Origin of the sequence: Noviherbaspirillum sp. ST9, from assembly GCF_048799745.1 — a bacterium.
Lineage (GTDB): Bacteria > Pseudomonadota > Gammaproteobacteria > Burkholderiales > Burkholderiaceae_D > Noviherbaspirillum.
In genome coordinates this window covers 327849-351298 of sequence record NZ_JBLWFR010000007.1, presented here as the reverse complement: position 1 = coordinate 351298, position 23450 = coordinate 327849, and the positions used below count along the sequence as shown (strand labels likewise).

The following is a 23450-nucleotide window of genomic DNA, read 5'->3' as shown; positions in this document are numbered from 1 at the left end:
GGATGCCTGATTAAGTTCAGGCAAAATGCCCGTGGTGTGGCGCTTGCCGCACGACGGGCTTTTTATTTTTGGAGATCAGATAGTGCTGAACAGCATCCTCACGTTGATTGTCGATACCGTCGCGGCCGTATTGGGCGGCGTGCTGCTCCTGCGTTTCTGGATGCAGGTGGTGCGGGTCCGGCCACCGGCCGCGCTCGGACAATTTACGTTCCAGTTGACCGACTGGCTCGTACGGCCGTTGCGTCGCATGCTTCCGGGCGTTGGCGGATACGACTGGGCCAGCCTGATTGCCGCTCTTGTCGTGATCGTGATCGCCGTGGCGATCGACCTCGCCGTCGCGTCGCGCTTCCATCCGCAATTTCTGGTGCTGTTGTCGCTGATGCGTTTCTTCGAGTGGGTGTTCTATGGCTTCATGGGCCTGCTCCTCATTGAGGTCGTCTTCAGCTGGGTAAACCCGCATGCGCCGCTAGCCCCCTTCATCCGCGCACTGAACGAGCCGCTACTCCGTCCTTTGCGTCGCATCGTCCCGCTGATCGGCAACATCGATCTTTCTCCCCTTGTCCTGTTCATCCTGCTGCGCATTGGCCTGATGCTCGTGACCCAGTTGGTCATGTCGCTCGCATGACGCGCGACTGGTGTTCGGAAGCGCAGGGAGGAATCCGGATTTCTGTGCAGATCACGCCCAATGCCAAGAAGAGTGAAGTCATCGGCGTACTGGACGATGTGCTGAAGATCCGGCTGCAGGCGCAGCCGATCGAAGGCAAGGCCAATGAAGCGCTGGTTCGCTTCCTCGCCGACATGCTGTCGGTGCCGAAGAGTGCCGTGGCGATCACCCACGGTCATACCAATAAACGGAAAGTGATTGAAGTGAGCGCTTCGTCCTTGACTGTAGAACGCGTCAGGAAAGTGCTGCTGGGTGAGGCCGGCTGATTTGAATCAGGTGTCCGAGCGGTACTGTCAGACCGGATTTAATAGCGGGCGACAGTGGACACACCATTGACCGTCGTAATCCTGATCGCATCGCCGATGCGATAGGGTTCACCCGGATTGACCCTGAAGGTACGACGCTCGCCGCTATCGAGCTCGACGATGAGCTCAGTGGACGCATTGCTTTTGCCCGCTTCTTCCACACGCTGGCCCGCCACTCCGCCGGCGACAGCGCCGCCAATACCTGCGACGGTGCTGCCCGTGCCGCTTCCGATCTTGCTTCCCGCAACGCCGCCAATGATGGTGCCGATGAATGAGCCTACGCCGGAAGGACGGCCACCGCGAATAGTGACGTCACGTACGTCCGTCACACGACCGGTCTCGACGATCGTGCTGCCTTTGGTAGACATGACCGGGGCCGGGGGATTGGAGGAGCAGGCGGCAAGCAGGACCATGGTCATTGCAAGAACAAGTTTCGATACACGAACACGCATGCAACCTCCCGTCGATCACGCCGGGCTCCGCGGATGTCAGAACCGGTATCCGAATGCCTTCTGGAAGCGGTCTTCGATCTCCTGCCGGCTCGGCTTGTGATTCTGGCCGCCCTGGGATGCGATCTTGATCGAACCCATCAAGCTGGCCAATCGACCCGTGGTCACCCAGTCCATGCCATTCGTGATCCCATACAACAAGCCGGCGCGGAATGCATCGCCGCACCCCGTCGGATCGACCACCTGGTCGGCCTGCACGCACGGGATGTTGATCCGCTGGCCGTCGGTGAAGATCTCTGCACCCTGTTCCCCACGCGTGACAACGAGTGCGGATACGCGCTTGGCGATCTGGTCGAGCGTCAGGCCGGTGCGTTCGGTCAAGAGTTCCGCTTCATAATCATTGACCGCGACATAGGTGGCCAGTTCAATGAAGTGTTCCAGTTCGGCACCGTTGAACATCGGCAAGCCTTGGCCCGGGTCGAAGATGAAGGGAATGTTGAGGTCCACGCAGTCGACCGAGTGCTGCTGCATTCCGTCGCGACCGTCCGGGGCGACGATGGCGAGCTTCACGGTTCCGGCGTCCGCCACCTTGTTCTGGTGCGACATCGTCATTGCGCCGGGGTGGAAAGCGGTGATCTGGTTGCCGTTGGCGTCCGTGGTGATGAATGCCTGGGCGGTATAGCTGCTGTCGATAGTGCGCACGCAGCGACGCGAGATCTGCAGCCGGTCGAGGCGCTCTAGATAGGGGGCGCCGTCTTGTCCGATGGTCGCCATGATCAGCGGATCGCCGTCGAGCAACTTCAGGTTGTAGGCGATATTGCCCGCACAGCCGCCGAACTCGCGGCGCAGTTCCGGCACGAGGAAGGCGACGTTGATCTTGTGCAGCTGGTCAGCCAGCAGGGCCTCGGAAAAGCGCCCGCCGAACATCATGATGGAGTCGAAAGCGAGCGAGCCGCAAATTAAGGATGTCATGGTTGCCTGCCAAAGAAAGATGGGTGATTGTAGCCGGACTCGCAGCGATTCCGCTCAGGGATTTCCTCAAAGTTTGTTACGGATAAAACAGATAAACCCGATAACCCGACGCCTTGAGTTGCGCCAATTCAAAATGCACTTTGACCGCCTGCTCGGAGCGCGGATTGAATCCCTTTTTCAAGTCTGCCGGCTCAGACAAATATTCGCGCGGAACGAATACGCGCCGCGCAAGCGGTTTCTCGTTATTGTCGTTGAGCGTCAGCTCGATGTTCGGCCAGGCTTGCGGCGTCGCGCCATGATTGCGCAGCAGGACGGTGAGGGAGAAGGTGTTGGTGTCGGGGGCCAGTGATTGCAGTTCGCTGGACTCGATGGACACGGATTCGATTTGCGCGGGCAGGCCGACCTGGCAGCCCAGCTTGGAACAGGCATTCATCAGTGCCTGCTTGGTTGATGGGAACCATGCGGCAATCTGGTCGCGAAAGACGTATCCGCCTTGCGCAATCAGTCCGATGAACAGCACGATCGATCCGATGGCCATGAACACATGCAGTGCCTGACCGATGCGTTCCTTGCGCCGGCCCTGCTTGACGAAGCTTGGTTCCTCGTATTCCGCGGCTTCCGCCTGGTCGAGCGCATCGCCCTCGGCCAAGTCGGATGCATCCTGCTCTTTGCGCCAGGGTTTGCTTTCGAGGTCGTCGATTGCCTGTTCGATCGGGTCTTCTTCTTCGCCTGCGGTGGGTTCGTCCGGTGGCGCTTCGATGACGGGCTCGCGGCGCTCATGGGCAAAATCCATCAGCGTCATGCGAAGCAGAGGATCATCCTTCTGCGGCGCATCTGCAGGAGTCGATGTTTCGAATTCTTCCTTCTCTGCTTCAGCCAAAGTGGTGTCGGATGAGTCCGGAAATACCTTCGGCGGAGCGGGCGTTTCCATCTCCGGCTCCGTGTCGCCGAGGTCAAAATCCACGCTCGGCGCAGTTTTCTCCTGCACAGGCGGAGTCGGTTCGGCTATCGGTTCCGGGGCTGAAGGGCGGGCGACGTCGGGTGCCGGACGGCTGACAGCCTGCTCCAGCTCTTCCGGACGAAGCAGGTTTTCGATGCCGTTGAAGATCTGCTTGCAGGCCCCGCAGCGGACGAGGCCGGCCCGCAGTTTCAACTGGTCATGCGCGACCCGGAATGTCGTTTGGCAATGCGGGCACTGGGTAGCAAGCGCCATTGCTGCTTAGTTGGCGGCGGACTGCCCCGAGAGGGCAACCCAGCCTTCGCGCTCGGCCCACACGGACAGCTTGATGAAGGGAGCATAGGCCGCGGCGACCTCGTCGGCCTGACGTTCAAGGACGCCCGAGAGAACCAGACGACCGCCCGGCGCGACGCGGGACGACAGCATCGGCGCCATCAGTTTCAGCGGGCTGGAGAGAATGTTGGCAACCACGATATCGTAGGTCTTCTGTTGGGCCGCGGTGGAGAATTCTTCCGGAAGATAATAGTCGATTTCGCAGCGGTTGCGTTCGCTGTTGAAGCGCGCCGATTCGATTGCTTGCGGATCAATGTCGACGCCGCAGACGAGATTGCCCCCCAGCTTCTTCGCGACCATGGCGAGGATGCCGGAGCCGCAGCCGTAGTCGAGCACCGACAAGCCTTGCGCGGCATGCGCTTCCAGCCATTCCATGCACAAGCGGGTGGTTGGATGGCTGCCGGTGCCGAAGGCCAGGCCAGGATCGAGTTCGAGGACCAGTGCATTCGGATCTGGCGCATCGTGCCAGCTAGGCACGACCCAGATGTTCTTGCCGATATGAATCGGCTCGAACTGGGACTGCGTCAGGCGTACCCAATCCTGCTCGGCGACGGCGCGCAAGCTGTACGGCGGGACGTCAATACCGCATTCCGCCGCGGCGGCAGCGACGATTGCCGCGAAGTCCGCGCTTTCGTCGGCCAGTGCCACGACGCGGCTATGGTCCCATGCCGCTTCCGTCGGCTCCATGCCGGGCTCGCCGAACATCGGCTTTTCCGCATCGGTGCCTTCGTCGGCATCTTCGACCGAAACCGACAGCGCGCCTACATCCATCAACGCATCGGACAATGCCTCCGCGTGGTCGCGTGCAACTTCAATGACGATTTCGGTCCAGCTCATAATGATGCCTTGTTTACTTGGAGGACTTGCCGTTGCCCTTGGGGAGGTCGGGCTTGTCTGCCAGTTTCTGCTCGAGGTAATGGATGTTGGTGCCGCCTTCGATAAAGCGCGCATCTACCATCAGTTCACGGTGCAGGGGGATGTTGGTCTGGATGCCTTCGACCACCATCTCCGACAGCGCGATCTGCATGCGGCGAATCGCCTGTTCGCGCGTGGCGCCGTACGAGATCACCTTGCCGACCATGGAGTCGTAGGTCGGCGGAACGAAGTAGCCGGCGTAGGCATGCGAATCGACGCGGATTCCGGGACCGCCCGGAGCATGCCATGCAACGATCCTGCCCGGTGACGGGGTGAACTTGAACGGGTCTTCGGCGTTGATGCGGCATTCGATCGCGTGGCCCGACAGTTCTATGTCGCGCTGGCGGAAACGTAGCTTCTCACCAGCCGCGATACGAATCTGCTCCTGCACAAGGTCGACGCCGGTAATCATTTCGGTCACCGGATGCTCCACCTGAATACGGGTGTTCATCTCGATGAAGTAAAACTCGCCGTTCTCATACAGGAATTCGAACGTGCCTGCGCCGCGGTAGCCGATCTTGCGGCAGGCTTCGGCGCAGCGGTCGCCGATGCGTTCGATCAGCTTGCGCGGAATGCCCGGCGCCGGCGCTTCTTCGATCACTTTCTGGTGGCGGCGTTGCATCGAGCAGTCGCGCTCGCCCAGCCAGACGGCGTTCTTGAATTCATCGGCGAGAATCTGGATTTCCACGTGGCGCGGATTCTCCAGGTACTTCTCCATATAGACTTCCGGATTACCGAAGGCAGCACCGGCTTCCGACTTGGTCATGGTGACGGCGTTGAGCAGCGCGGCTTCGGTATGCACGACGCGCATGCCGCGTCCGCCGCCGCCGCCTGCTGCCTTGATGATGACCGGGTAGCCGATCTTGCGAGCGATACGGATGATTTCCTTCGGGTCTTCCGGCAGCGCGCCTTCCGAGCCGGGCACGCAGGGCACGCCAGCCTTGATCATCGCGTGCTTGGCCGACACCTTGTCACCCATCATGCGGATCGATTCGGGACGCGGGCCAATGAAGACGAAGCCGGATTTCTCGACGCGCTCGGCGAAGTCGGCGTTCTCGGAGAGGAAGCCGTAGCCGGGGTGGATGGCTTCCGCGTCGGTCACTTCTGCCGCGCTGATGATCGCCGGCATATTCAGGTAGCTCATCGACGACGGCGCGGGGCCGATGCAGACGGATTCGTCGGCGAGCTTCACGTACTTGGCTTCGCGGTCGGCCTCGGAGTGGACGACCACGGTTTTGATGCCCATTTCACGGCACGCGCGCTGGATGCGCAGGGCGATTTCGCCGCGATTGGCGATGAGAATTTTTTCGAACATGGCGGGGTGTCTTGCTTGTGTCGTTTTTTGGAAGGAGGGGAAGTGCGCGGCTTCTATATATAGAGAGGCCGCATGCGCACCTCTTAACCGATCACAAACAGCGGCTGGCCGAATTCGACGGGCTGGCCGTTCTCCACCAGGATTTGCTTAATCACGCCGGAGGCGTCGGCGTCGATTTCATTGAGAAGCTTCATCGCTTCGATGATGCACAGGGTGTCGCCTTCCTTGACCGTGGCGCCGACTTCGACGAACGGCGGATTGCCCGGGGAGGAAGAGCGGTAGAAGGTGCCCACCATCGGCGACTTCACGATGTGGCCTTCGGGTTCGGACGGCGCGGCTGCGACAGGCGCTGCGGCCGGAGCGGCGGCGACGGGTGCGGCGGCAGGGGCGGACACCGTGTGCGGCATGGACTGCGGCTGCATCATCACCACTTGGTTCTGCGGTGCGCCCGAGGATTTGACGATACGGACTTTGCTTTCGCCTTCGGTGACTTCCAGCTCGGCGATGTCTGATTCGGCGACGAGGTCGATCAGCGTCTTGAGTTTTCGTAGATCCATATGAAATCCCTCAGTTTTGTGTACTTATTACAATTGGAATCGCCACAATTATAAGTTGATTGCAGGCGAGATATTGAAAATTACTGAAAATTACAGCTTTTTGAGTGCGAACTCGATCGCGCTATGGTATCCGTCGACGCCCAGCCCGCAGATCACGCCAACCGCAATTGCGGACAGATAGGAGTGATGCCGGAAGCTCTCGCGCTTGTGGACATTGGAGATATGTACTTCGACAAACGGAATGGCGACACCGGCCAGGGCATCGCGCAGGGCGACGCTGGTATGGGTCAGTCCGCCCGGGTTGATGACGATCGCATCCACGCCTTCGGCCTTCGCGGCGTGGATACGGTCGATCAGTGCGCCTTCATGGTTGCTCTGGAAGCAGGCGATGGTCGCGCCGGCTGCGGTCGCTTGCGCGTTCGCAGCCTGTTCGACATCACCCAGCGTCGTCGAGCCGTACACCTCCGGTTCACGTGTGCCCAGCAAGTTCAGGTTCGGGCCATTGACCAGAAGAAGTTTTTTTGCCATGGAGTTACAACTCCGTTTGACGAGGATGCCGCATTTTGCCGCCAAATGATGCGCGCTGGCAAGGAAAAAAGATGCCTTCGCGACTAGAGCCCAGTAAGGGTTTTCCGCAGTTCCTCCATTTTCAGGCGGCCCAGATAGGTCTTCTTTACCTGTCCGTCGCGTCCGATAATGACCGTAAAGGGCAGGCCGCCTCCCTGGTTGCCCAGTGCGCGAGACAGTTCGCTTCCGTTCATTCCGCCGACGTACAGCGGGTAGCTGATTCGGTATTTCCTGGCGAAATCGGCGATATTCGAAGCAGAATCAATGCCAATGCCAAGAATCTGGATATTTTGAGAAGAAATTTCCTGTTGCAATGCAGACAACTCCGGCATTTCGTCTACGCAGGGAGCGCACCAGGTTGCCCAGAAGTTCACGACGAGCGTACGGTCCTTCCACTGGCCGAGCGGTTGTTCCTGACCGTTTGGATCCTTCATGGACTTCGACAGAAATGAGCTGACAGCAGAAGATTGCGCCGGGGCGGGAGAAAGCCGCTGGTTGGCGAAAAAAATCCCGAAAACGGCAAAGAGGATCGCAACCCCGCCGAAAAGAACAGCATTTTTCTTCATTTTTGCTCTGAGTCTGCAATTAAAGCACGCACGGCATCCGCATTTGCGCGTCCGGGACGGCCATCGGGTCCGGGTTTCATCGCGCCGCGGACATCGTCGGCTTCATACAGGGCAAGGTGGACGCCTTCGTTGTGCCACATGAAACTGACGGTTTCAACCGGTTCTGCCCGGCCGCCGAAATGGTTGGACTCCGACACTTCGAAATCCACATTCTTGTTTAGCAGGAAAATTTCGACGTCCTTTGCGCTTTCCGGAAACAGCTGCACATGGATATCGGAGTGCTCTCCCGCTGTCCCATTCAGGACGGCGCCGGTCAGGTAGGGCGAAAAACGGGCGAGGTCGTCCATGAGACGCACCGCCAGCTTGCGCAGGTGGAGCAGGCGCGCGGGCTGGGTGTCCGCGAAGAAAAGTTCATTGTATACACGCACTTCGTCTTCGATCTGCGCGTTATCCGGCATGATCTCGCCGCGTACCTTCGTGTTGCCGAGCACCTGTTTCGCCGCCTTTTTCTTGGCTGTGGCGTAATCCGCGCCGTCCTCCGCGATGAGGCGGGCTGCGGCGGCGGCGATTTCCGCGCGCAGCATCTCTGTATTAGTGGTGAAATTGCTCATGGGCCTCGATGATACGTTAGAACAGGTTCTGGGGCGCAGGACCCGGGCTCGGGTAAAATTGCGGGTTCTGCGGAATTTGGCGGCCTGCATGGTGTTTGACCTTTTGCGGCCGATTTCAGTCAGAGTTTTTTATTCATTCTGAAACTTCACAATGCACATCCATATTCTCGGCATCTGCGGCACCTTCATGGGCGGACTCGCGGTGCTGGCCAAGGAAGCAGGGCACAAGGTCACCGGCTGCGATGCCAATGTCTACCCGCCGATGAGCACGCAGCTGCAGGCGCAAGGCATCGAACTGACCGAAGGCTTCGGGCCGGAGCAGATCGACCTGAATCCGGACCTTTTTGTCATCGGCAATGTGGTCTCGCGCGGCAATCCGCTCATGGAAGAGATCCTGAACCGCGGCCTTCCGTATACATCAGGCCCGCAGTGGATCGGCGAGCACATCCTGCGCAATAAATGGGTGCTGGCGGTGGCCGGCACGCACGGCAAGACGACCACGTCGTCGATGCTCGCCTGGATCCTGGAAGATGCCGGTTACGATCCCGGCTTCCTGATCGGCGGCGTGCCGATGAATTTCGGCATTTCCGCGCGCCTGGCTGGCAAGGCCGACGATTCCAATTTCTTCGTGATCGAGGCCGACGAGTACGACACGGCCTTCTTCGACAAGCGCAGCAAGTTCGTCCATTACCGGCCGAAGACTGCGATCTTGAACAACCTGGAATACGACCACGCCGACATCTTCCCGGACCTTGGCGCGATCGAAACCCAGTTCCACCACCTCGTCCGCACCGTGCCCAAGGTTGGTCGTCTGGTCGTCAACGGCCGCGAAGAATCCCTGCAGCGCGTGATCGCGCGCGGATGCTGGAGCGAGAAGGAATGGTTCGGTGGCAATGACGGCGAAGGCTGGTCGCTGAAGGACCACGAGGATGGCAGTTTCGACGTGCGTTTCAACGGGGAAGTGCAGGGCACGGTGGAGTGGTCGCTGACGGGCGAACACAACCGGCTTAATGCGCTGGCATCCATCGCCGCCGCGCGCCACGTTGGCGTGCCGCCGGCACTGGCGATCGAAGCGCTATCCCGCTTCGAGAATGTGAAGCGCCGCATGGAAGTGCGCGGCGTCGTTAACAATATTACGGTGTACGACGACTTCGCCCACCACCCGACCGCGATTGCGACGACGGTTGGCGGCTTGCGCAAGAAGGTCGGCGGCCAGCGCATCCTGGCGGTGCTTGAACCCCGCTCGAACACAATGAAGCTCGGCACCATGAAAGGTGCCTTGCCGGGCAGCCTGACCGACGCTGACCTGGTGTTCGGTTATGGCGCGAAGGCGGGCAAGGACGCACTGGGGTGGAATCTCGGCGAGGCCCTGGCGCCGCTAGGCGCAAAGGCGGGCGCCTATGACGATCTCGGCGTCCTCGTCCAGGCGATCGTGAAAGCGGCCCAACCGGGCGACCACGTACTGGTGATGAGCAACGGCGGATTCGGCGGCGTCCATCAAAAGATCCTGGACGCGCTTTCGCAATGATCCTCTACCTGCACGGATTTCGTTCGTCGCCGCTGTCGTTCAAGGCGCGCCTGATCGGTGCGCGCATGGCGGCACTCGGCCGGGAAAACGCGTACCTGTGTCCGCAATTGCCGGCTTCGCCGCGCGACGCCGTAGCCCTTGCCGAGAGGCTGATTTCGGCAGATCCGGCCAATGTGACCCTGATCGGTTCCTCGCTGGGCGGGTATTACGCGACGTGGCTGGCCGAAAAATTCGGCTGCCGGGCAGTCTTGCTGAATCCGGCCGTAAAGCCGCCCCGCGACCTGGAAAAATATGTTGGCGTGACGACGGCGTACCACAGCGACGCGCCTTTCGAATTCAAGCGCGAATACATCGAACAGTTGAAGGCACTGGCCGTGGGCAGGATCACGCGCCCGGAGCGCTATTTCCTGATGGCGGCAACCGGGGACGAAGTGCTCGATTGGCGCGAGATGACCGCGCATTACCCCGGTGCGCGGCATCACATCATCGAAGGCAGCGACCACGGCATTTCGGAATTCGCGCAGTACCTGGATGAAGTGCTGGCATTCTGCGGCATCACGGCGGGAGCGCGCGCGTGAGGGGGCATGCAGTTGGGCATGCGCGTTGGGTGTGGCATGTGAACGGTGTCAATCCGACGCGGGAAATGCGTGGCTGGCTGACGGACACGATGTCGTTGACGAAAAAGCTCATGGGCCGCAGCGAGCATTTCCGCGTGCGCCGCCTGCGTCAGGAGCGCGGCATGTGCCTGACCGACGAAGCCGAAATGGTGGAGTTGCCGCGCCGCAGCCATGTGCAGGAGCGCGAAGTGCTGCTGCAATGCGACGGCCGTCCCGTGGTGTTTGCGCACACGATCGTGCCCTTGACCGCGACGGCGTCTGACTGGCCGTTCTTCGGCACCTTGGGAGAACGCTCGCTCGGCACGACGCTGTTTGGCGACCCCCGTGTCATTCGGGGCAGTCTTCAGTACGCGCGCCTGAGTGCACAGCATCCGTTGGTGGAGCGGGCGCGTGCCGCACTGGGACATGAGGGATTCAAGGCGCCGCTTTTTGCGCGGCGCTGCTTGTACCGCCGCAGGAATGGCGTGCTGCTCGTGACGGAACTCTTCCTGCCTGCGATCTCGGAGCTCAAGGCCCCGCGCACGCAACTTACTCTAGCTGACAGGCTTGGCAATCGATGAATTTATTTTTTGAGGAATCCGGCGACTTCAAGGCCGGTACCGTACTTTCACAGCAGGGCGAGGCTTACCAAGTCGAACTACCGACCGGCAAGCGTACCAAGGTGAAGGCACGCGACATTCTGTTCCAGTTCGCTTTGCCCGAGCCGGCCCAGCTGCTGAATGAGGCGAAGACGGTCGCGGAAGAAGTCGACCTCGATTTCCTGTGGGAAGTCGCGGGCCAGGAAGAGTTCGGCTATGCCGAACTCGGCAGCGAGTACTTCGGCCACGAGCCGAAGCCGCACGAAGCAGCCGGACTGCTGCTGAAACTGCATACCTCCCCCATTTACTTCTACAAGAAGGGCAAGGGCCGGTACAAGGCCGCGCCCGAGGCATCGCTCAAGGCGGCTCTTGCCGGCATTGAAAAGAAGAAGCAGCAGGCACTTGTGCAGGCGCAGTACGTCGAACAGCTCAAGGCAAACCAGCTTCCCGAGGCGCTCAGGCCGATCGTCATGCAGCTGCTGTTCAAGCCCGATAAGAACAGCATTGAATACAAGGCGCTCGAAGAAGCCAGCGTCGCGATGCAAACGACGCAGCAACGGCTGATGCTCGCTGCCGGCGGCATTACCTCGCCCAAGCAACTGCACCTGTCGAAATTCCTGTTTGAGCATTTTCCGAAGGGGACGCGCTTCCCCGCGATCTCGATTCCGGAAGTGGCCTCGCTCCCCGTCGCGGACGTCAAGGCGTTTTCCATCGACGACGTGACGACCACCGAAATCGATGATGCGCTCTCCGTCGTACACCTTGCCGATGGCAAAGTTCGCGTGGGCATCCACATTGCAGCTCCAGGTCTCGGCATCAAGCGCAACGATGCCCTCGATGCGATCGCCCGCCAGCGTCTGTCGACCGTCTATATGCCCGGCGACAAAATCACCATGCTGCCCGACGAATTGGTGGAAGCCTTCACGCTTGCCGAGGGACGCACTTGCCCGGCCCTGTCGCTTTACGCGACCCTGGATCCCGCGACCTGGACGGTGATCTCGACCGAGACCCGCGCTGAGGCCGTGCCGATTGCGGCCAACCTGCGCCACAACGATCTCGATGACGTCGTGACCGAGGAAAATCTCGCTGCCGGCGCCGGCGATTACGCGCACAAGGCGGACATCGAATTGCTCTGGCAATGGGCGCAGGTGCTTGAAAAAGGCCGTATGGCCAAGCGCGAAAGCTTCGGCCTGAAGTCGGAGCAGACCAATCGCGTCGACTTCAATTTCTATGTCGAGAATGACGTCGTATCCATCGTCCGCCGCAAGCGTGGCGCGCCGCTGGACAAGATCGTCGCCGAACTGATGATCTTCGCCAACAGCACCTGGGGCAAGCTGATGCACGACCATGGCGTGCCCGGCATTTATCGCGCCCAGGGTGGTGGCGGAGGCGGCTGGGCGGCCAAGATGCAGGTGCGGATGGTGACGCATGCGGCCCCCCACCAGGGACTCGGCGTCGACCAGTATGCGTGGAGCACCTCGCCGCTGCGCCGCTATACCGACCTCGTCAACCAGTGGCAGATCCTCGCCTGCGCCGAGCACGGCGTGACCGCGCCGCTGGTCGCGCCATTCAAGCCGAAGGACGCCGACCTGTTTGCGATCGTCTCGGCATTCGACGCTGCTTATGCCGCCTATGCGGACTTCCAGTCCAACATGGAGCGCTACTGGTGCCTGCGCTGGCTGGCGCAGGAAAATGCCAAGCACGTCAACGCCGTCGTGCTCAAGGATGAAGTGCTGCGCCTGGTCGATATCCCGCTGATCATCCGCCTGCCGGGCATGCCGCAATCGCCGCGCGGCACGCAGGTCAAGCTCGACCTCATCCGCTGGGATGAAGTTGAACTGACGGTGGAAGCACGTCTGATCGAAGTGACAACGGCGACCGCTGAAACGGACGCTGTCACGATCGAAGATGACGAAATTGCCATTGCCGAAACCGAGTCGAATGCAGAATCGGTACAGGAATGAAAACTAAGCCGATTTGCGGCAGGCTTTATCGTAAAATCCAAGGCTTCTGCAATCGCTAGTCCGTCCCCGCGTCATGCTCATTCTTGAAAACCGCACGTTGACCATCGCTATCGCGGCGTCGGTCCTGTTGCACGGTGCGATGCTGGCGGTGCGATTTGCGCCGCCGGACACCTTCAAGTTCAAGCCCATGGATCCCGGGCTTGAAGTCATCCTCGTCAATGCCAAGCATGACCGCAAGCCGATAAAGGCGGAGGCGCTGGCGCAGGCCAATCTCGACGGCGGAGGCAATGCGGAGTCAGGCCGGTCCAAGTCGCCGCTGCCGGACATGCGCCGCACCGAGGACGGCGAGGGGATGAAAGCCATCCAGCGCCGGATCGACGAGCTCGAACGCCAGCAGCGCATGCTCGCGCAACTGAACAAGAAATCGGCACAGGCCGCGCCGCCCGTCAAAGACCAGGTCAAGCCGAAGGAAACACCGACGCAGGCCGACATGGGCGATGCGCTTGAAAACGCGCGGGAAATCCTCCGCCGCGAAGCCGAGATTTCCAAGCGCATCGAAGACGAAAACAAGCGCCCGAAGAAAACCTTCATCTCGCCGAGCACGCGCGAGGTTGGTTATGCGATGTATTTCGACACCGTGCGCAAGAAGATCGAAGACGTCGGCACGCTCAACTTTCCCCAGAAGGATGGCAGGAAGCTCTACGGCGAGCTGACCATGTCGATCTCGATTTTCCAGGATGGAAAAATTTACACGCGGGACCGTGACGATGGCATCGTGATCGAACGCAGCTCCGGCAACTCCGCACTGGATGAAGCAGCACGTCGTATCGTGCGCCGCGCCGCCCCCTTCGGTGCATTCGACAAGAAGATGCGTTCCTCCGACCGGGACGACGTATGGGTCATGACGACGCGCTTCAAGTTCACGCGCGACGAGGGTGTGGAAGCTGTTCTTCAGGGAGGGGGCTGAGTGAGCACCAAACCGGATCGCTACGTCGTCATCGGCAACCCGATCTCGCACAGCAAATCGCCGGACATCCATGCGCGCTTTGCCGCGCAGACCGGACAACAACTCGTGTACGAACGCATGCTGGCGCCGCTCGAGGGTTTCGCGCAGTCTGTGCGTGAATTCATCCGCGAAGGAGGCAAGGGGGCTAACGTCACCGTTCCCTTCAAACTCGAAGCCCATGCGCTTGCCACAGAACTGACTGCACGCGCGCAAGCTGCGGGCGCGGTCAACACGCTGAAGTTCGGAAACGGCGTGATCCTGGGTGACAACACCGACGGCATCGGCATGGTGACCGATATCGTTCGCACTGCGAACGTCCCCATGCACAGCAAGAAGATCTTGCTACTGGGGGCAGGTGGCGCGGCGCGCGGAGTCATCCTGCCTGTCCTTGACGAGCATCCGGCCGAACTGGTCATCGCCAACCGCACCGAATCGAAGGCGGCGGAACTGGCCGCCCAGTTCTCACGGCATGGGAGCGTTTCCGCAAGCAGTTTCGACACCCTCCGTGGCCGCTTCGACATCATCATCAACGCGACGTCCGCCAGTTTGTCGGCCGACCTGCCGCCTGTGCCGACGACGGTTTTCGGCGACGGCGCATTCGCGTACGACATGATGTACGGGAAGGAGCCGACGGTGTTCATGCGGTTTGCGGCGGCGCATGGCGCAACGGTGCGCGACGGGCTGGGCATGCTGGTCGAACAGGCTGCCGAGGCGTTCTTCGTGTGGCGCAGCGTGCGTCCCGATACGGCGCCCGTTTACGCGGAATTGCGCGCCGGGCTCTGATGAAGTTCCTGCGCAAGTTAATCCTCTGGCTTGTGCTCGCCCCCATCGCCATCGTCCTGGCGATGCAGCTGTATTTCGTCGTGCAAATCTGGTGGTGGAAAGACCATAATCCGAGCTCGACCAGTTTCATGGACCGGCAGCTGTCGATCCTCCGCGAGAAGGACCCGAAGGCGCAGCTCAAGCACAAGTGGGTGCCGTACAACCGCATATCGAATCATCTCAAGCGCGCCATCATCGCTGCCGAGGATGCCAACTTCTCGGAACACGAAGGCGTGGACTGGGAAGCGATGCAAAGAGCCTACGAAAAGAACCTGAAGAAAGGCAAGGTCGTCGCCGGCGGTTCCACCATCACGCAGCAGCTCGCAAAGAACCTGTTCCTGTCCGGCGAACGCAGCTATTTGCGCAAGGCGCAGGAAGTCGCTATCACCTACATGCTCGAATACATGATGGACAAGGAGCGCATCTTCGAGATCTACTTGAACGTCGTCGAATGGGGCGTCGGCGTGTTCGGAGCGGAAGCGGCGGCCCAGCACTATTACGGCATTTCAGCGGCGCAGCTCGGCCCAGCGCAGGCAGCGAGACTGGCCGTCATGCTGCCCCGGCCGCGTTTCTACGACAAGAATCGGGGATCGGCCTATCTGGCGCGACGTACCGATTTGATCCTTCGCCGCATGGGGGCGGCTGATTTGCCATAAACATCAATAACAAGGGGGGGGGAGTCATGCGCTTGAAATACCAAAAGGGACTGAGCTTGCTGTGGACCGCGGTTGTCGTGGGAATCGTCGCACTGGCAGGAATGACCGCACTGATGTCCGCCCGCTACGAACGCAACTATTTTGCCGAGGGCTGGAAAAAGCTGACGAAGACCGACGTCGGCCAGGCAGTCCAGCAGACGCAGCAGAATGTCGCCAGAACCGAAGCGGCACAGATCAAGAAATGCGTCATCGACGGCAAGACCGTCTATTCCAATGTCGAGTGCGACAAGGCCAACCCGACGAGCCAGAAGGTGCAGATCCACGACACTAAGGGCTTTGAGGCGCCGAAAGTGCCGGTGGCTTCGGCGCCCGAAGGAGAGGGCGCGCCGAGCATGCGTGACAAGCTGATCGACAAGGCCGTCAACCGTTGATTTCAGGCAGTTCCCGTGCTTGCCTGCGGCCATCGAACTCAGTACACTTGCGCTGTTTTCGTTATCGGAGACCCGTCTTGGGTAGTCCTAGTACACACAGTCAACCGTCTTCGAACGGTCGATCGGCGAGATAGCGCTGCGACGGCAACCACCCTCCTGCGCCCCTCGCCATATGCATTGGTGGGCGGGCGCGACCAGGCCGAATCCATGGCCGCGTTCCCTTAATTGAATCAACCCGTTGCCATCTGCAATGGGGTGGCTGCATTTACAACATGAATGCAGCCGGGAGAGCTCATGATTAATGTTTTCGTCTTGCAGAATGGCCGCCTGAACCAGGTCAACATCGAGACCAGGAATGACCTGGAAAATGTTGCGCCGGTCTGGGTCGACCTGACCGATCCGAACGATGACGAGCGCGCCTGGGTCAAGAGCATTTACGGCGTCACGCTGCCCGGCGAGGACGAGGTCAAGGACATCGAGGCATCCGCGCGTTACTACGAAGCGGAAAACGGCGACCTGCACCTGCGTACCGACTTCCTGCTGGAAGAGGATGACGGCCCATCGCGCGTCGTGACGGTGGCGTTCATCCTGGCGAAAAACATGCTGTTCTCCGTTCATAACGACGACCTGCCGGTATTCCGCCTGGTGCGTATGCGCGCGCGTTCGCGGCCTGGTTCGATCGCCGACTACAAGGACGTGCTGCTGGACCTGTACGCGACCGATGCGGAGTATTCGGCGGATGCGCTCGAAGGCATTTATCAAAGCCTGGAGGACGTCAGCCGCAGCGTGCTGCAGAAGGAACTCACCGACCAGGACGCCGCCGACGCGCTGAATGCCATCGCGCACGAGGAAGACTTGAACGGTCGAATCCGCCGCAACATGATGGATACCCGCCGCGCGGTGAGCTTCCTGATGCGCGGCCGTCTGCTCAATGCGGAGCAATTCGAAGAGGCGCGGCAGATTTTGCGCGACATCGAATCACTCGATGGACACACCGCCTTCTTGTTCGACAAGATCAACTTCTTGATGGATGCCACCGTCGGCTTCATCAACATCAACCAGAACAAGATCATCAAGATCTTCTCGGTGGCGTCGGTTGCCTTCCTGCCGCCGACCTTGATCGCCAGTATCTACGGTATGAACTTCGATATCCTGCCGGAGTTGAAGTGGTCTTTCGGCTACCCATTCTCCATCGGACTCATGATCGTAAGCGCGGTCGCACCCTTGATTTACTTCCGCAAACGCGGCTGGCTGAAGGAATAGAAAAAGGCCAGGTGGATGTCACCTGGCCTTTGCTTTTACAGCGTTCCTTATCAGCGTACCGTAGTGAACGCCTTGCGCGCTGCCTCGACTGTCGCGTTGATCACGTCATCGTCATGCGCCGCCGACACGAAGCCCGCTTCGAAAGCGGACGGCGCAAGATACACGCCCAGGTCGAGCATCGCGTGGAAGAATACGTTGAACTTTTCCTTGTTGCCGGCCATGATTTCCGCGTAGCTGCCCGGCACGCGATCGGCGAAATACAGGCCGAACATGCCGCCCACCGAATCCGCGCAGAAGGTAACGCCTGCATCCTTTGCCGCTGCCGTCAGACCCTCTGCTAGCTTGGCGGTCTGCGCCGTCAGGTTCTCGTAGAAGCCGGGCTGCTGGATCAGCTTGAGCGTTGCCATGCCCGCAGCCACGGCGACCGGATTTCCTGACAGCGTGCCAGCCTGGTAGACCGGCCCGAGCGGCGCCAGGAATTTCATCAGGTCCTTGCGTCCGCCGAATGCCGCGACCGGCATGCCGCCGCCGATCACCTTGCCCATCACCGTCAGGTCAGGCGTAATGCCGTACAGCTTCTGCGCGCCGCCAAGGCCAACGCGGAAGCCGCACATTACTTCGTCGAAAATCAGCACCGCACCGTGCTGCGTGCAGAGACGGCGCATGGTTTGCAGGAACTCCGGCGTGGCGCGCACGAGATTCATGTTTCCCGCAACCGGTTCGACGATGACGCAGGCGATCTCGTTACCCAGCTTTGCGAAGGTGTCTTCGAGCTGCTGGGGATTGTTGTAGTCGAGGACGAGGGTGTGCTTTGCAAAGTCCTCAGGCACGCCGGCCGAAGTCGGATTGCCGAAGGTCAGCAGGCCGCTGCCCGCCTTGACCAGCAAGGAATCAGCGTGGCCGTGGTAGCAGCCTTCGAACTTGATGATCTTGTCGCGCCCGGTGGCGCCGCGCGCCAGGCGCAGGGCACTCATGCCCGCTTCGGTGCCGCTCGACACCAGTCGAACTTGTTCGACGGAGGGCAGGATGCGGCAGATTTCTTCCGCCATCTCGATTTCGGCTTCGGTCGGGGCACCGAAACTCAGGCCGCGCACTGCCGCGTCCTGTACTGCCTTGATGACGTTCGGATGCGCGTGGCCGACGATGGCCGGGCCCCAGGAGCCGATGTAATCGATATAGCGTTTGTCGTCCGCGTCCCAGAAACAGGCGCCCTCGGCGCGCGTAATGAAGCGGGGCGTGCCGCCGACGGAGCGGAAAGCGCGGACCGGAGAGTTGACGCCGCCCGGCGTGCTGACCTGGGCGCGGGCAAACAGAGTATCGTTCTTGGATGTCATACCAGAATAGAAAAAACGGTTATTGATCGGAGGCCGGGTCGGGTTCCCTGGCCCAGAAATAGCGGTCCGGGGTCAGTTTCCCCATCCCGAGTCGGTGAGCGTTTGTCAGTGCGGCGTGCGTGAATTCCTGCGCCTCGAAGACCGCCTCCGGCACGTCCATGCCGTTGGCCAGCAGTGCCGCGATGGTTGCGGACAAGGTTGTGCCGGCACCACTGAACGAGCCAGGCAGCCGCTGCCAGCTGTCCTTGCGCACCATGCCGGATTCATCAAACAGCGCGTTGGTGACGCCATGCACATCGCCGGGCGTCCCGGTGACAAAGACATATTCGCAGCCCATGTCAATCAGGTGCATCGCATCCATTGGGAGCGTGTCGTCAGTGGACGGTTCGCGCCAGGTCTCCGCCAGCCGTGCCAGTTCGACGGCCGAAATGAGCAAAAGGGTGGTTTGCGGAACAAGCAATTCCCGGACGGCGAGCAGCATGTCCTCGCTGTCCGGTCCCTGGTCGGGCAGGGCGGACTGGAAGGGGTCGAGGATCAGCGGGATTTCCGCGTAGTCCGAAACGATTTCCGCAATGGCCGAGATGTTTTCGATGCTGCCGGCGGCGCCAATCTTGAGGGCGGCGACCGGCATATCTTCCAGCACCACGCGGGCCTGGTCGGCAACCCAGTCCGCATCGATCACCTGCATGTCTTCCACGCGCGCTGTATCGGCGATGAGGATCGATGTAATGACAGACAGCCCGTGGCATCCCATGGCGGCGAACGAAGCAAGGTCGGCCTGAATGCCGACTGCGCCAATGGGATCTGCCGCCCCGAAAGTCAGGATCAGGGGGGAATTTTGGTTTTGCACGGCGGGTAGATTAAGATAGTCGACTTTGCATTTTACTTGATTGAAGGGCAGGGAAACGTGAGTAATAACGAGGAATTCAAGACTTGGATGTGCCTGATTTGCGGTTGGGTCTACGACGAAGCAGCCGGTTTGCCGGAAGAAGGCATCGCCCCGGGAACGCGCTGGGAGGACGTGCCGATGAACTGGACGTGCCCGGAATGCGGTGCCCGGAAAGAAGACTTCGAGATGGTAGCTATTTGATTCTAGTAAGAAATATCTAAAACCGGCTGGCGAGATTCCATACGTCAATGTTATAGTTTTTGTAATTTTCGCAGAAAAACCACGGCTAGTTTCCTTAAGGCATAAGCTTGTTATAAAGCATCTTGCTTTTTGTTAGAGTAGGGTCGTATATTGGGCGGAAGGTTACTGAGATTAGCTTTATGACAACATCCCCGGATAGCGCCAGCCTCAAGATCATGGTGATCGACGACAGCAGTACGATTCGTCGATCCGCCGAGATTTTCCTTGGACAGGCGGGCTACCAGGTCGTCCTGGCTGACGACGGCTTCGATGCGTTGGCCAAGATGAATGACCATCGGCCGGCACTGATCTTCTGCGACATCTTGATGCCTCGGCTGGACGGCTACCAAACCTGCGCCCTGATCAAGAAGAGCGCGAAGTTTCATTCCACTCCCGTCATCATGCTGTCTTCCAAAGACGGCCTTTTCGACAGGGCAAGGGGCGCGATGGTCGGTTCCGACGCCTACCTCACCAAACCATTCACGAAGGACAGCCTCCTGAAGACTGTCCGCGAATACACTGCCGCCCTGCTTACCAAGTAATTTTTCTGAACTGGAAAGTCCAAGATGCCCATACAAAAAGTTCTTGTGGTGGACGATTCTCCCACCGAGCGATATTTCCTCACGGATATTTTGGTCAAGAACGGTTTCTCCGTTTCCACTGCCGAGAGCGGCGAGGAAGCCCTCCTGAAGGTCAAGGCCGACAAGCCTCAGCTCATTTTGATGGACGTCGTCATGCCGGGCCAGAACGGATTTCAGATTACGCGCGCCATTGCACGCGATCCCGACACGCAGGACGTCCCCATCATCATCTGCACCAGCAAGGGACAGGAAACCGACCGTATCTGGGGCCTGCGCCAAGGCGCCCGCGACTATATCGTCAAGCCGGTCGATCCCCAGGAATTGCTTTCCAAGATCGCGGCACTTGGCTAATCGGCCCACATGACCCGGCAACCCATGGACCTCCCATCCGGTACCGCACTGACTGAATCCGACAATGTCGGCCGCCGCACGCGCCTGCGCGAATTCCAGACGAAGCTGGTCGAGCGCATGCAAGCGGCGACAAGCGGCGTCGCGGTCCAGGCCAGCAAGCTTGGCGTCATGATCGGTCAGACGCGGTGGCTGCTGAGTCTTCAGGAAGCCGGGGAAATTGTCTCGGTCGGCCAGATTACAAAGGTGCCGCTCACCCAGGAGTGGTTCCTCGGCGTGACCAACATTCGGGGCAACCTCGTCAGTGTGATCGACCTTGCGCACTTCAGCGGCATGACGCGGACGCCGGTCGACAAGGAAAGCCGCATCGTTGCCTTTGCTCCTTCGCTTTCATTCAACAGCGGCCTGCTCGTTTCGCGCGTCATGGGCCTGCGCAATGTGGCGGAAATGGAGCTTCAGCAGGACGAGGGCGCGCGCGCACCGTGGGCGGCGAAGCAGTATCGCGATCGGGATTCCCAGGTGTGGACGGAGCTCGACCTATCTTTAATCGTGCAGGACCCGCGGTTCCTGCACGTGGGCATATAGCGTGCAGTGACGACTTCATGCCCGCGACACAAACAGAATAACCAGGAGAGTCAGTAATGGCGTTCAAATTGCCCTTTTTGTCCAAGGAAAAAACCGACGGACTGGCTGAAGGTGCCGGAGCGGTCGATCTGGATGTAGCTGCTTCTGCCGCCATGCCGAAGGCCACCGCAGTCATTGCCGAACATCCGGCGCTTTCAAGGGAAAGCGCGGCGGCATCGTCGATGAACTCTACCCTGAACGCAACCTTCATCGGCGACGCGCTCGAGAAAACCGGCGACATCAAACTCCCGCTCATCGGACACCTCCCGCTCCAGCAGCAGGTCCGAATCCTCCTGTTCACCCTCCTGGGCGCCATCGGCTTCGGCGTGATTGGCGTGACGCTTAACACCAGTCACTCTACGCTTGCTTCCACGCAGACCCAGATCGCAGGTGACGCGCTGATGCACTCGCAGCGTATCGGTAAGGCGGCGCCAAACGCGATTCAGGGCAACCTCGAGGCATTCAAACAGCTCGAGGAAAGCCGCAAGGAATTCAACCGCGACCTGACCGTGCTATCCAAGGGCGGTGATTACCAGGGACGTGAAATTTCCCCGCCGTCCGACCAGATGTCCGCGATGCTGAACGATACGCAGAAGGTCTGGGCAAATTCGGACAAGGCCGCGGATACCATCCTGAAGCTGAAAAAGGAATTGACCGGCTTTGGTACGACCCTGCAAAAACTGAACACGCTTTCCCCGGTCCTCCTTGAGTTGACCGAGCAGATCGCCACGCTGAAGGCACAGGGTGGCGCCTCGCCGCGCGAGATTTCCGCCGCCGGACAGCTGGTCATGCTGACGCAGCGCCTCGGCCGAAGCGCCAACGAATTCCTCACTTCCGAAGGCGTCAACCCCGAAACCGCGTTCTTGCTCGGCAAGGACACCAACACCTTCCGCGACATTACCGAAGGCTTCCTGACCGGCAGCGACGTCTTGCGACTGTCGGCCACCAAGGACGCGGACACCCGCGAAAAACTGACCGAACTGCAGAGCGTCTTCGCAGAGTACCAGCAGTCCGTGGCGACGATTCTCGGCAACCTCCAGAATTTTATTGCCGCCAAGCAGTCCGAGCAGCTCATCTTTGCGGAGAACGAAACGCTGAAGCAGCGCATCACGGCCCTGCAAAAATCCTACCGCGCCGATGAAGACTCGCTGCACTGGACCTTCTGGCTGATGCTGTTGAGTACCGTTGCGGCACTGGTGGCGGCGGTCGGCATTGCGCTCGTCCTGCTGCAGGACAGCCGCAATCGCACGAAGGAAGCGGACCAGCGTCGTCAGGAGGCGGAAGAACAGCGCCTTCTCGCCTTGCAGAAGGAAGAAGAAGCGAAACGCGCGAATGACCAGAACCAGGCCGCGATTCTGCGCCTGATGAACGAATTGCAGGAGGTTGCGGACGGCGACTTGACCGTCCAGGCAACGGTGTCGGAGGACATCACCGGCGCGATCGCCGACTCGGTGAACTATACGGTGGAAGAGCTCCGCGGGCTGGTGAGCCGCGTGACACTGACCGCAGAGCAGGTGACCGCCGCATCCAACCAGGCGCAGGATATTTCCAACGAACTCCTCGAAGCATCGCAGAAGCAATCCCGCGAGATTCAGGAAACCGGCCAGGCCGTACTCGACATGGCGGTGCAGATTACCGACGTATCGAAGTCCGCGAATGAATCCGCCGAGGTGGCGCGCCAGTCGGTGGCCGCAGCGGAGCAGGGTGCAAGGGCGGTGGAAGACGCCATCAAGGGCATGAACGAAATCCGCGAGCAGATCCAGGAAACCTCGAAGCGCATCAAACGCCTCGGCGAATCCTCGCAGGAGATCGGCGAAATCACTGAACTGATTTCCGATATTACCGAACAGACCAACGTGCTCGCGCTGAACGCGGCAATCCAGGCGGCGTCCGCCGGTGAAGCGGGTCGCGGCTTCTCGGTGGTTGCGGAGGAAGTGCAGCGGCTGGCAGAACGCTCCGGCGAAGCGACCAAGCAGATCGGCGCACTGGTACGCACCATTCAGACCGACACGCATGACGCGGTCGCCGCAATGGAAAAATCGACGCAGGGTGTGGTTGAAGGTGCCAAGTTGTCCGACGCCGCCGGCGCCGCACTGGCGGAAATCCGCAGTGTTTCGAACCGCCTCGCCGAACTGATTCAGAGCATTTCCGCATCGACAGAGCAACAGGCAACGTCGGCAAACGGCGTCGCGCAGAGCATCCAGAACATCTTGACGGTAACGGAGCAGACGCAGATCGGTACGCAGCAGACGGCGAACTCGATTCGCGAACTGTCCAAGCTGGCGGAGGAACTCAAGAATTCCGTGTCCCGTTTCCGCGTCACTGCCTGAGAGAGCTTATTGCCGACGTTCAACCCG

27 protein-coding genes are annotated in these 23450 nt (G+C 60.2%); 16 read left to right on the top strand and 11 right to left on the bottom strand.

The window, feature by feature from the left end:
• The first annotated feature begins 82 nt into the window (after nucleotides 1-82).
• Both ACNOHI_RS18290 and ACNOHI_RS18285 read left to right on the top strand, forming a co-directional pair.
• Nucleotides 83-625, top strand: coding sequence for a YggT family protein (locus ACNOHI_RS18290; protein ID WP_420476110.1), 543 nt, complete (start codon nucleotides 83-85; stop codon nucleotides 623-625).
• Nucleotides 622-930: a DUF167 domain-containing protein gene (locus ACNOHI_RS18285; RefSeq protein WP_420476109.1), complete on the top strand. Its 309-nt coding sequence runs from the start codon at nucleotides 622-624 to the stop codon at nucleotides 928-930. The genes ACNOHI_RS18290 and ACNOHI_RS18285 overlap by 4 nt, the downstream gene beginning before the upstream one ends.
• Nucleotides 931-968: 38 nt before the next feature.
• On the opposite strand, the gene ACNOHI_RS18280 is transcribed toward ACNOHI_RS18285, so the two are convergent.
• The 9 genes from ACNOHI_RS18280 to ACNOHI_RS18240 all read right to left on the bottom strand — a co-directional run bounded on the left by ACNOHI_RS18280 (nucleotide 969) and on the right by ACNOHI_RS18240 (nucleotide 8212).
• Complete coding sequence (locus ACNOHI_RS18280) at nucleotides 969-1421, bottom strand: glycine zipper 2TM domain-containing protein (RefSeq protein WP_420476108.1); 453 nt, start codon at nucleotides 1419-1421, stop codon at nucleotides 969-971.
• Nucleotides 1422-1457: 36 nt separating this feature from the next.
• The gene (locus tag ACNOHI_RS18275; protein WP_420476107.1) at nucleotides 1458-2390 is read right to left on the bottom strand and encodes a carbohydrate kinase family protein; all 933 of its coding nucleotides are present in this window, start codon (nucleotides 2388-2390) and stop codon (nucleotides 1458-1460) included.
• Between the two features lie 76 nt (nucleotides 2391-2466).
• Entirely contained in the window at nucleotides 2467-3603 is a 1137-nt protein-coding gene (locus ACNOHI_RS18270; RefSeq protein ID WP_420476106.1) for a DUF3426 domain-containing protein, read from the bottom strand.
• A 6-nt stretch (nucleotides 3604-3609) separates the two neighbouring features.
• Complete coding sequence (prmA, locus tag ACNOHI_RS18265) at nucleotides 3610-4518, bottom strand: 50S ribosomal protein L11 methyltransferase (RefSeq protein ID WP_420476105.1); 909 nt, start codon at nucleotides 4516-4518, stop codon at nucleotides 3610-3612.
• Between the two features lie 13 nt (nucleotides 4519-4531).
• On the bottom strand, nucleotides 4532-5911 hold the full coding sequence (gene accC, locus ACNOHI_RS18260) for an acetyl-CoA carboxylase biotin carboxylase subunit (protein ID WP_420476104.1): 1380 nt from the start codon (nucleotides 5909-5911) through the stop codon (nucleotides 4532-4534).
• A gap of 83 nt (nucleotides 5912-5994) precedes the next feature.
• Nucleotides 5995-6468 (bottom strand): acetyl-CoA carboxylase biotin carboxyl carrier protein, encoded by a 474-nt coding sequence (gene accB, locus ACNOHI_RS18255; RefSeq protein ID WP_420476103.1) that lies wholly within the window; start codon nucleotides 6466-6468, stop codon nucleotides 5995-5997.
• Nucleotides 6469-6558: 90 nt separating this feature from the next.
• Entirely contained in the window at nucleotides 6559-6996 is a 438-nt protein-coding gene (aroQ, locus tag ACNOHI_RS18250; protein ID WP_420476102.1) for a type II 3-dehydroquinate dehydratase, read from the bottom strand.
• An 83-nt stretch (nucleotides 6997-7079) separates the two neighbouring features.
• A complete protein-coding gene (locus ACNOHI_RS18245; RefSeq protein ID WP_420476101.1) occupies nucleotides 7080-7601 on the bottom strand; it encodes a TlpA disulfide reductase family protein in 522 nt (173 codons plus the stop codon).
• Nucleotides 7598-8212, bottom strand: coding sequence for a hypothetical protein (locus ACNOHI_RS18240; protein ID WP_420476184.1), 615 nt, complete (start codon nucleotides 8210-8212; stop codon nucleotides 7598-7600). Before ACNOHI_RS18240 ends, ACNOHI_RS18245 begins: the two co-directional genes overlap by 4 nt.
• A 151-nt stretch (nucleotides 8213-8363) precedes the next feature.
• Between ACNOHI_RS18240 and mpl the strand changes: the two genes are divergently transcribed.
• The 9 genes from mpl (at nucleotide 8364) to corA (ending at nucleotide 17077) form a co-directional block, all read left to right on the top strand.
• Complete coding sequence (mpl, locus tag ACNOHI_RS18235) at nucleotides 8364-9740, top strand: UDP-N-acetylmuramate:L-alanyl-gamma-D-glutamyl-meso-diaminopimelate ligase (RefSeq protein ID WP_420476100.1); 1377 nt, start codon at nucleotides 8364-8366, stop codon at nucleotides 9738-9740.
• Nucleotides 9737-10318, top strand: coding sequence for a YqiA/YcfP family alpha/beta fold hydrolase (locus tag ACNOHI_RS18230; protein ID WP_420476099.1), 582 nt, complete (start codon nucleotides 9737-9739; stop codon nucleotides 10316-10318). The genes mpl and ACNOHI_RS18230 overlap by 4 nt, the downstream gene beginning before the upstream one ends.
• Nucleotides 10319-10356: 38 nt before the next feature.
• Nucleotides 10357-10917 (top strand): chorismate--pyruvate lyase family protein, encoded by a 561-nt coding sequence (locus tag ACNOHI_RS18225; protein ID WP_420476098.1) that lies wholly within the window; start codon nucleotides 10357-10359, stop codon nucleotides 10915-10917.
• Complete coding sequence (locus tag ACNOHI_RS18220) at nucleotides 10914-12899, top strand: ribonuclease catalytic domain-containing protein (RefSeq protein WP_420476097.1); 1986 nt, start codon at nucleotides 10914-10916, stop codon at nucleotides 12897-12899. The genes ACNOHI_RS18225 and ACNOHI_RS18220 overlap by 4 nt, the downstream gene beginning before the upstream one ends.
• Nucleotides 12900-12972: 73 nt before the next feature.
• Nucleotides 12973-13866 carry a cell envelope integrity protein TolA gene (locus ACNOHI_RS18215; RefSeq protein WP_420476096.1) on the top strand — a complete coding sequence of 298 codons (894 nt, stop codon included), beginning with the start codon at nucleotides 12973-12975 and terminating at the stop codon, nucleotides 13864-13866.
• Nucleotides 13867-14688 carry a shikimate dehydrogenase gene (aroE, locus tag ACNOHI_RS18210; RefSeq protein WP_420476095.1) on the top strand — a complete coding sequence of 274 codons (822 nt, stop codon included), beginning with the start codon at nucleotides 13867-13869 and terminating at the stop codon, nucleotides 14686-14688. It abuts the gene before it with no gap.
• Nucleotides 14688-15383 (top strand): monofunctional biosynthetic peptidoglycan transglycosylase, encoded by a 696-nt coding sequence (gene mtgA / locus ACNOHI_RS18205; RefSeq protein ID WP_420476094.1) that lies wholly within the window; start codon nucleotides 14688-14690, stop codon nucleotides 15381-15383. The genes aroE and mtgA overlap by 1 nt, the downstream gene beginning before the upstream one ends.
• Nucleotides 15384-15415: 32 nt before the next feature.
• Nucleotides 15416-15814, top strand: coding sequence for a hypothetical protein (locus tag ACNOHI_RS18200; RefSeq protein WP_420476093.1), 399 nt, complete (start codon nucleotides 15416-15418; stop codon nucleotides 15812-15814).
• 294 nt (nucleotides 15815-16108) lie between these two features.
• Nucleotides 16109-17077 carry a magnesium/cobalt transporter CorA gene (gene corA / locus ACNOHI_RS18195; RefSeq protein ID WP_420476092.1) on the top strand — a complete coding sequence of 323 codons (969 nt, stop codon included), beginning with the start codon at nucleotides 16109-16111 and terminating at the stop codon, nucleotides 17075-17077.
• 50 nt (nucleotides 17078-17127) lie between these two features.
• Here corA and hemL read toward each other — a convergent pair whose 3' ends face one another.
• Both hemL and thiD read right to left on the bottom strand, forming a co-directional pair.
• On the bottom strand, nucleotides 17128-18411 hold the full coding sequence (gene hemL / locus ACNOHI_RS18190; protein WP_420476091.1) for a glutamate-1-semialdehyde 2,1-aminomutase: 1284 nt from the start codon (nucleotides 18409-18411) through the stop codon (nucleotides 17128-17130).
• Nucleotides 18412-18430: 19 nt separating this feature from the next.
• Nucleotides 18431-19261: a bifunctional hydroxymethylpyrimidine kinase/phosphomethylpyrimidine kinase gene (gene thiD, locus ACNOHI_RS18185; RefSeq protein WP_420476090.1), complete on the bottom strand. Its 831-nt coding sequence runs from the start codon at nucleotides 19259-19261 to the stop codon at nucleotides 18431-18433.
• A gap of 87 nt (nucleotides 19262-19348) precedes the next feature.
• Between thiD and ACNOHI_RS18180 the strand changes: the two genes are divergently transcribed.
• From ACNOHI_RS18180 to ACNOHI_RS18160, 5 genes are all read left to right on the top strand, one after another.
• Nucleotides 19349-19501 carry a rubredoxin gene (locus ACNOHI_RS18180; RefSeq protein WP_040042419.1) on the top strand — a complete coding sequence of 51 codons (153 nt, stop codon included), beginning with the start codon at nucleotides 19349-19351 and terminating at the stop codon, nucleotides 19499-19501.
• 179 nt (nucleotides 19502-19680) lie between these two features.
• Nucleotides 19681-20082: a response regulator gene (locus tag ACNOHI_RS18175; protein WP_420476089.1), complete on the top strand. Its 402-nt coding sequence runs from the start codon at nucleotides 19681-19683 to the stop codon at nucleotides 20080-20082.
• A 24-nt stretch (nucleotides 20083-20106) separates the two neighbouring features.
• Nucleotides 20107-20472 carry a response regulator transcription factor gene (locus tag ACNOHI_RS18170; RefSeq protein ID WP_420476088.1) on the top strand — a complete coding sequence of 122 codons (366 nt, stop codon included), beginning with the start codon at nucleotides 20107-20109 and terminating at the stop codon, nucleotides 20470-20472.
• 24 nt (nucleotides 20473-20496) lie between these two features.
• A complete protein-coding gene (locus tag ACNOHI_RS18165) occupies nucleotides 20497-21054 on the top strand; it encodes a chemotaxis protein CheW (protein WP_420476087.1) in 558 nt (185 codons plus the stop codon).
• Between the two features lie 56 nt (nucleotides 21055-21110).
• Nucleotides 21111-23423, top strand: a complete 2313-nt coding sequence (locus tag ACNOHI_RS18160) for a methyl-accepting chemotaxis protein (protein ID WP_420476086.1) — start codon at nucleotides 21111-21113, stop codon at nucleotides 23421-23423.
• Nucleotides 23424-23450: the final 27 nt, after the last annotated feature.

Excerpts from the sequence above, each read along its gene's own strand:
- accB (WP_420476103.1), bottom strand. The coding sequence starts at position 6,468 with ATGGATCTACGAAAACTCAAGACGCTGATCGACCTCGTCGCCGAATCA.
- ACNOHI_RS18270 (WP_420476106.1), bottom strand. The coding sequence starts at position 3,603 with ATGGCGCTTGCTACCCAGTGCCCGCATTGCCAAACGACATTCCGGGTC.
- mpl (WP_420476100.1), top strand. The coding sequence starts at position 8,364 with ATGCACATCCATATTCTCGGCATCTGCGGCACCTTCATGGGCGGACTC.
- ACNOHI_RS18240 (WP_420476184.1), bottom strand. The coding sequence starts at position 8,212 with ATGAGCAATTTCACCACTAATACAGAGATGCTGCGCGCGGAAATCGCC.
- accC (WP_420476104.1), bottom strand. The coding sequence starts at position 5,911 with ATGTTCGAAAAAATTCTCATCGCCAATCGCGGCGAAATCGCCCTGCGC.
- ACNOHI_RS18175 (WP_420476089.1), top strand. The coding sequence starts at position 19,681 with ATGACAACATCCCCGGATAGCGCCAGCCTCAAGATCATGGTGATCGAC.
- ACNOHI_RS18220 (WP_420476097.1), top strand. The coding sequence starts at position 10,914 with ATGAATTTATTTTTTGAGGAATCCGGCGACTTCAAGGCCGGTACCGTA.
- ACNOHI_RS18245 (WP_420476101.1), bottom strand. The coding sequence starts at position 7,601 with ATGAAGAAAAATGCTGTTCTTTTCGGCGGGGTTGCGATCCTCTTTGCC.
- ACNOHI_RS18160 (WP_420476086.1), top strand. The coding sequence starts at position 21,111 with ATGGCGTTCAAATTGCCCTTTTTGTCCAAGGAAAAAACCGACGGACTG.
- ACNOHI_RS18230 (WP_420476099.1), top strand. The coding sequence starts at position 9,737 with ATGATCCTCTACCTGCACGGATTTCGTTCGTCGCCGCTGTCGTTCAAG.
- mtgA (WP_420476094.1), top strand. The coding sequence starts at position 14,688 with ATGAAGTTCCTGCGCAAGTTAATCCTCTGGCTTGTGCTCGCCCCCATC.
- ACNOHI_RS18165 (WP_420476087.1), top strand. The coding sequence starts at position 20,497 with ATGGACCTCCCATCCGGTACCGCACTGACTGAATCCGACAATGTCGGC.
- aroQ (WP_420476102.1), bottom strand. The coding sequence starts at position 6,996 with ATGGCAAAAAAACTTCTTCTGGTCAATGGCCCGAACCTGAACTTGCTG.
- ACNOHI_RS18215 (WP_420476096.1), top strand. The coding sequence starts at position 12,973 with ATGCTCATTCTTGAAAACCGCACGTTGACCATCGCTATCGCGGCGTCG.
- ACNOHI_RS18275 (WP_420476107.1), bottom strand. The coding sequence starts at position 2,390 with ATGACATCCTTAATTTGCGGCTCGCTCGCTTTCGACTCCATCATGATG.
- ACNOHI_RS18170 (WP_420476088.1), top strand. The coding sequence starts at position 20,107 with ATGCCCATACAAAAAGTTCTTGTGGTGGACGATTCTCCCACCGAGCGA.
- prmA (WP_420476105.1), bottom strand. The coding sequence starts at position 4,518 with ATGAGCTGGACCGAAATCGTCATTGAAGTTGCACGCGACCACGCGGAG.
- corA (WP_420476092.1), top strand. The coding sequence starts at position 16,109 with ATGATTAATGTTTTCGTCTTGCAGAATGGCCGCCTGAACCAGGTCAAC.
- ACNOHI_RS18280 (WP_420476108.1), bottom strand. The coding sequence starts at position 1,421 with ATGCGTGTTCGTGTATCGAAACTTGTTCTTGCAATGACCATGGTCCTG.
- ACNOHI_RS18180 (WP_040042419.1), top strand. The coding sequence starts at position 19,349 with ATGTGCCTGATTTGCGGTTGGGTCTACGACGAAGCAGCCGGTTTGCCG.
- ACNOHI_RS18285 (WP_420476109.1), top strand. The coding sequence starts at position 622 with ATGACGCGCGACTGGTGTTCGGAAGCGCAGGGAGGAATCCGGATTTCT.
- hemL (WP_420476091.1), bottom strand. The coding sequence starts at position 18,411 with ATGACATCCAAGAACGATACTCTGTTTGCCCGCGCCCAGGTCAGCACG.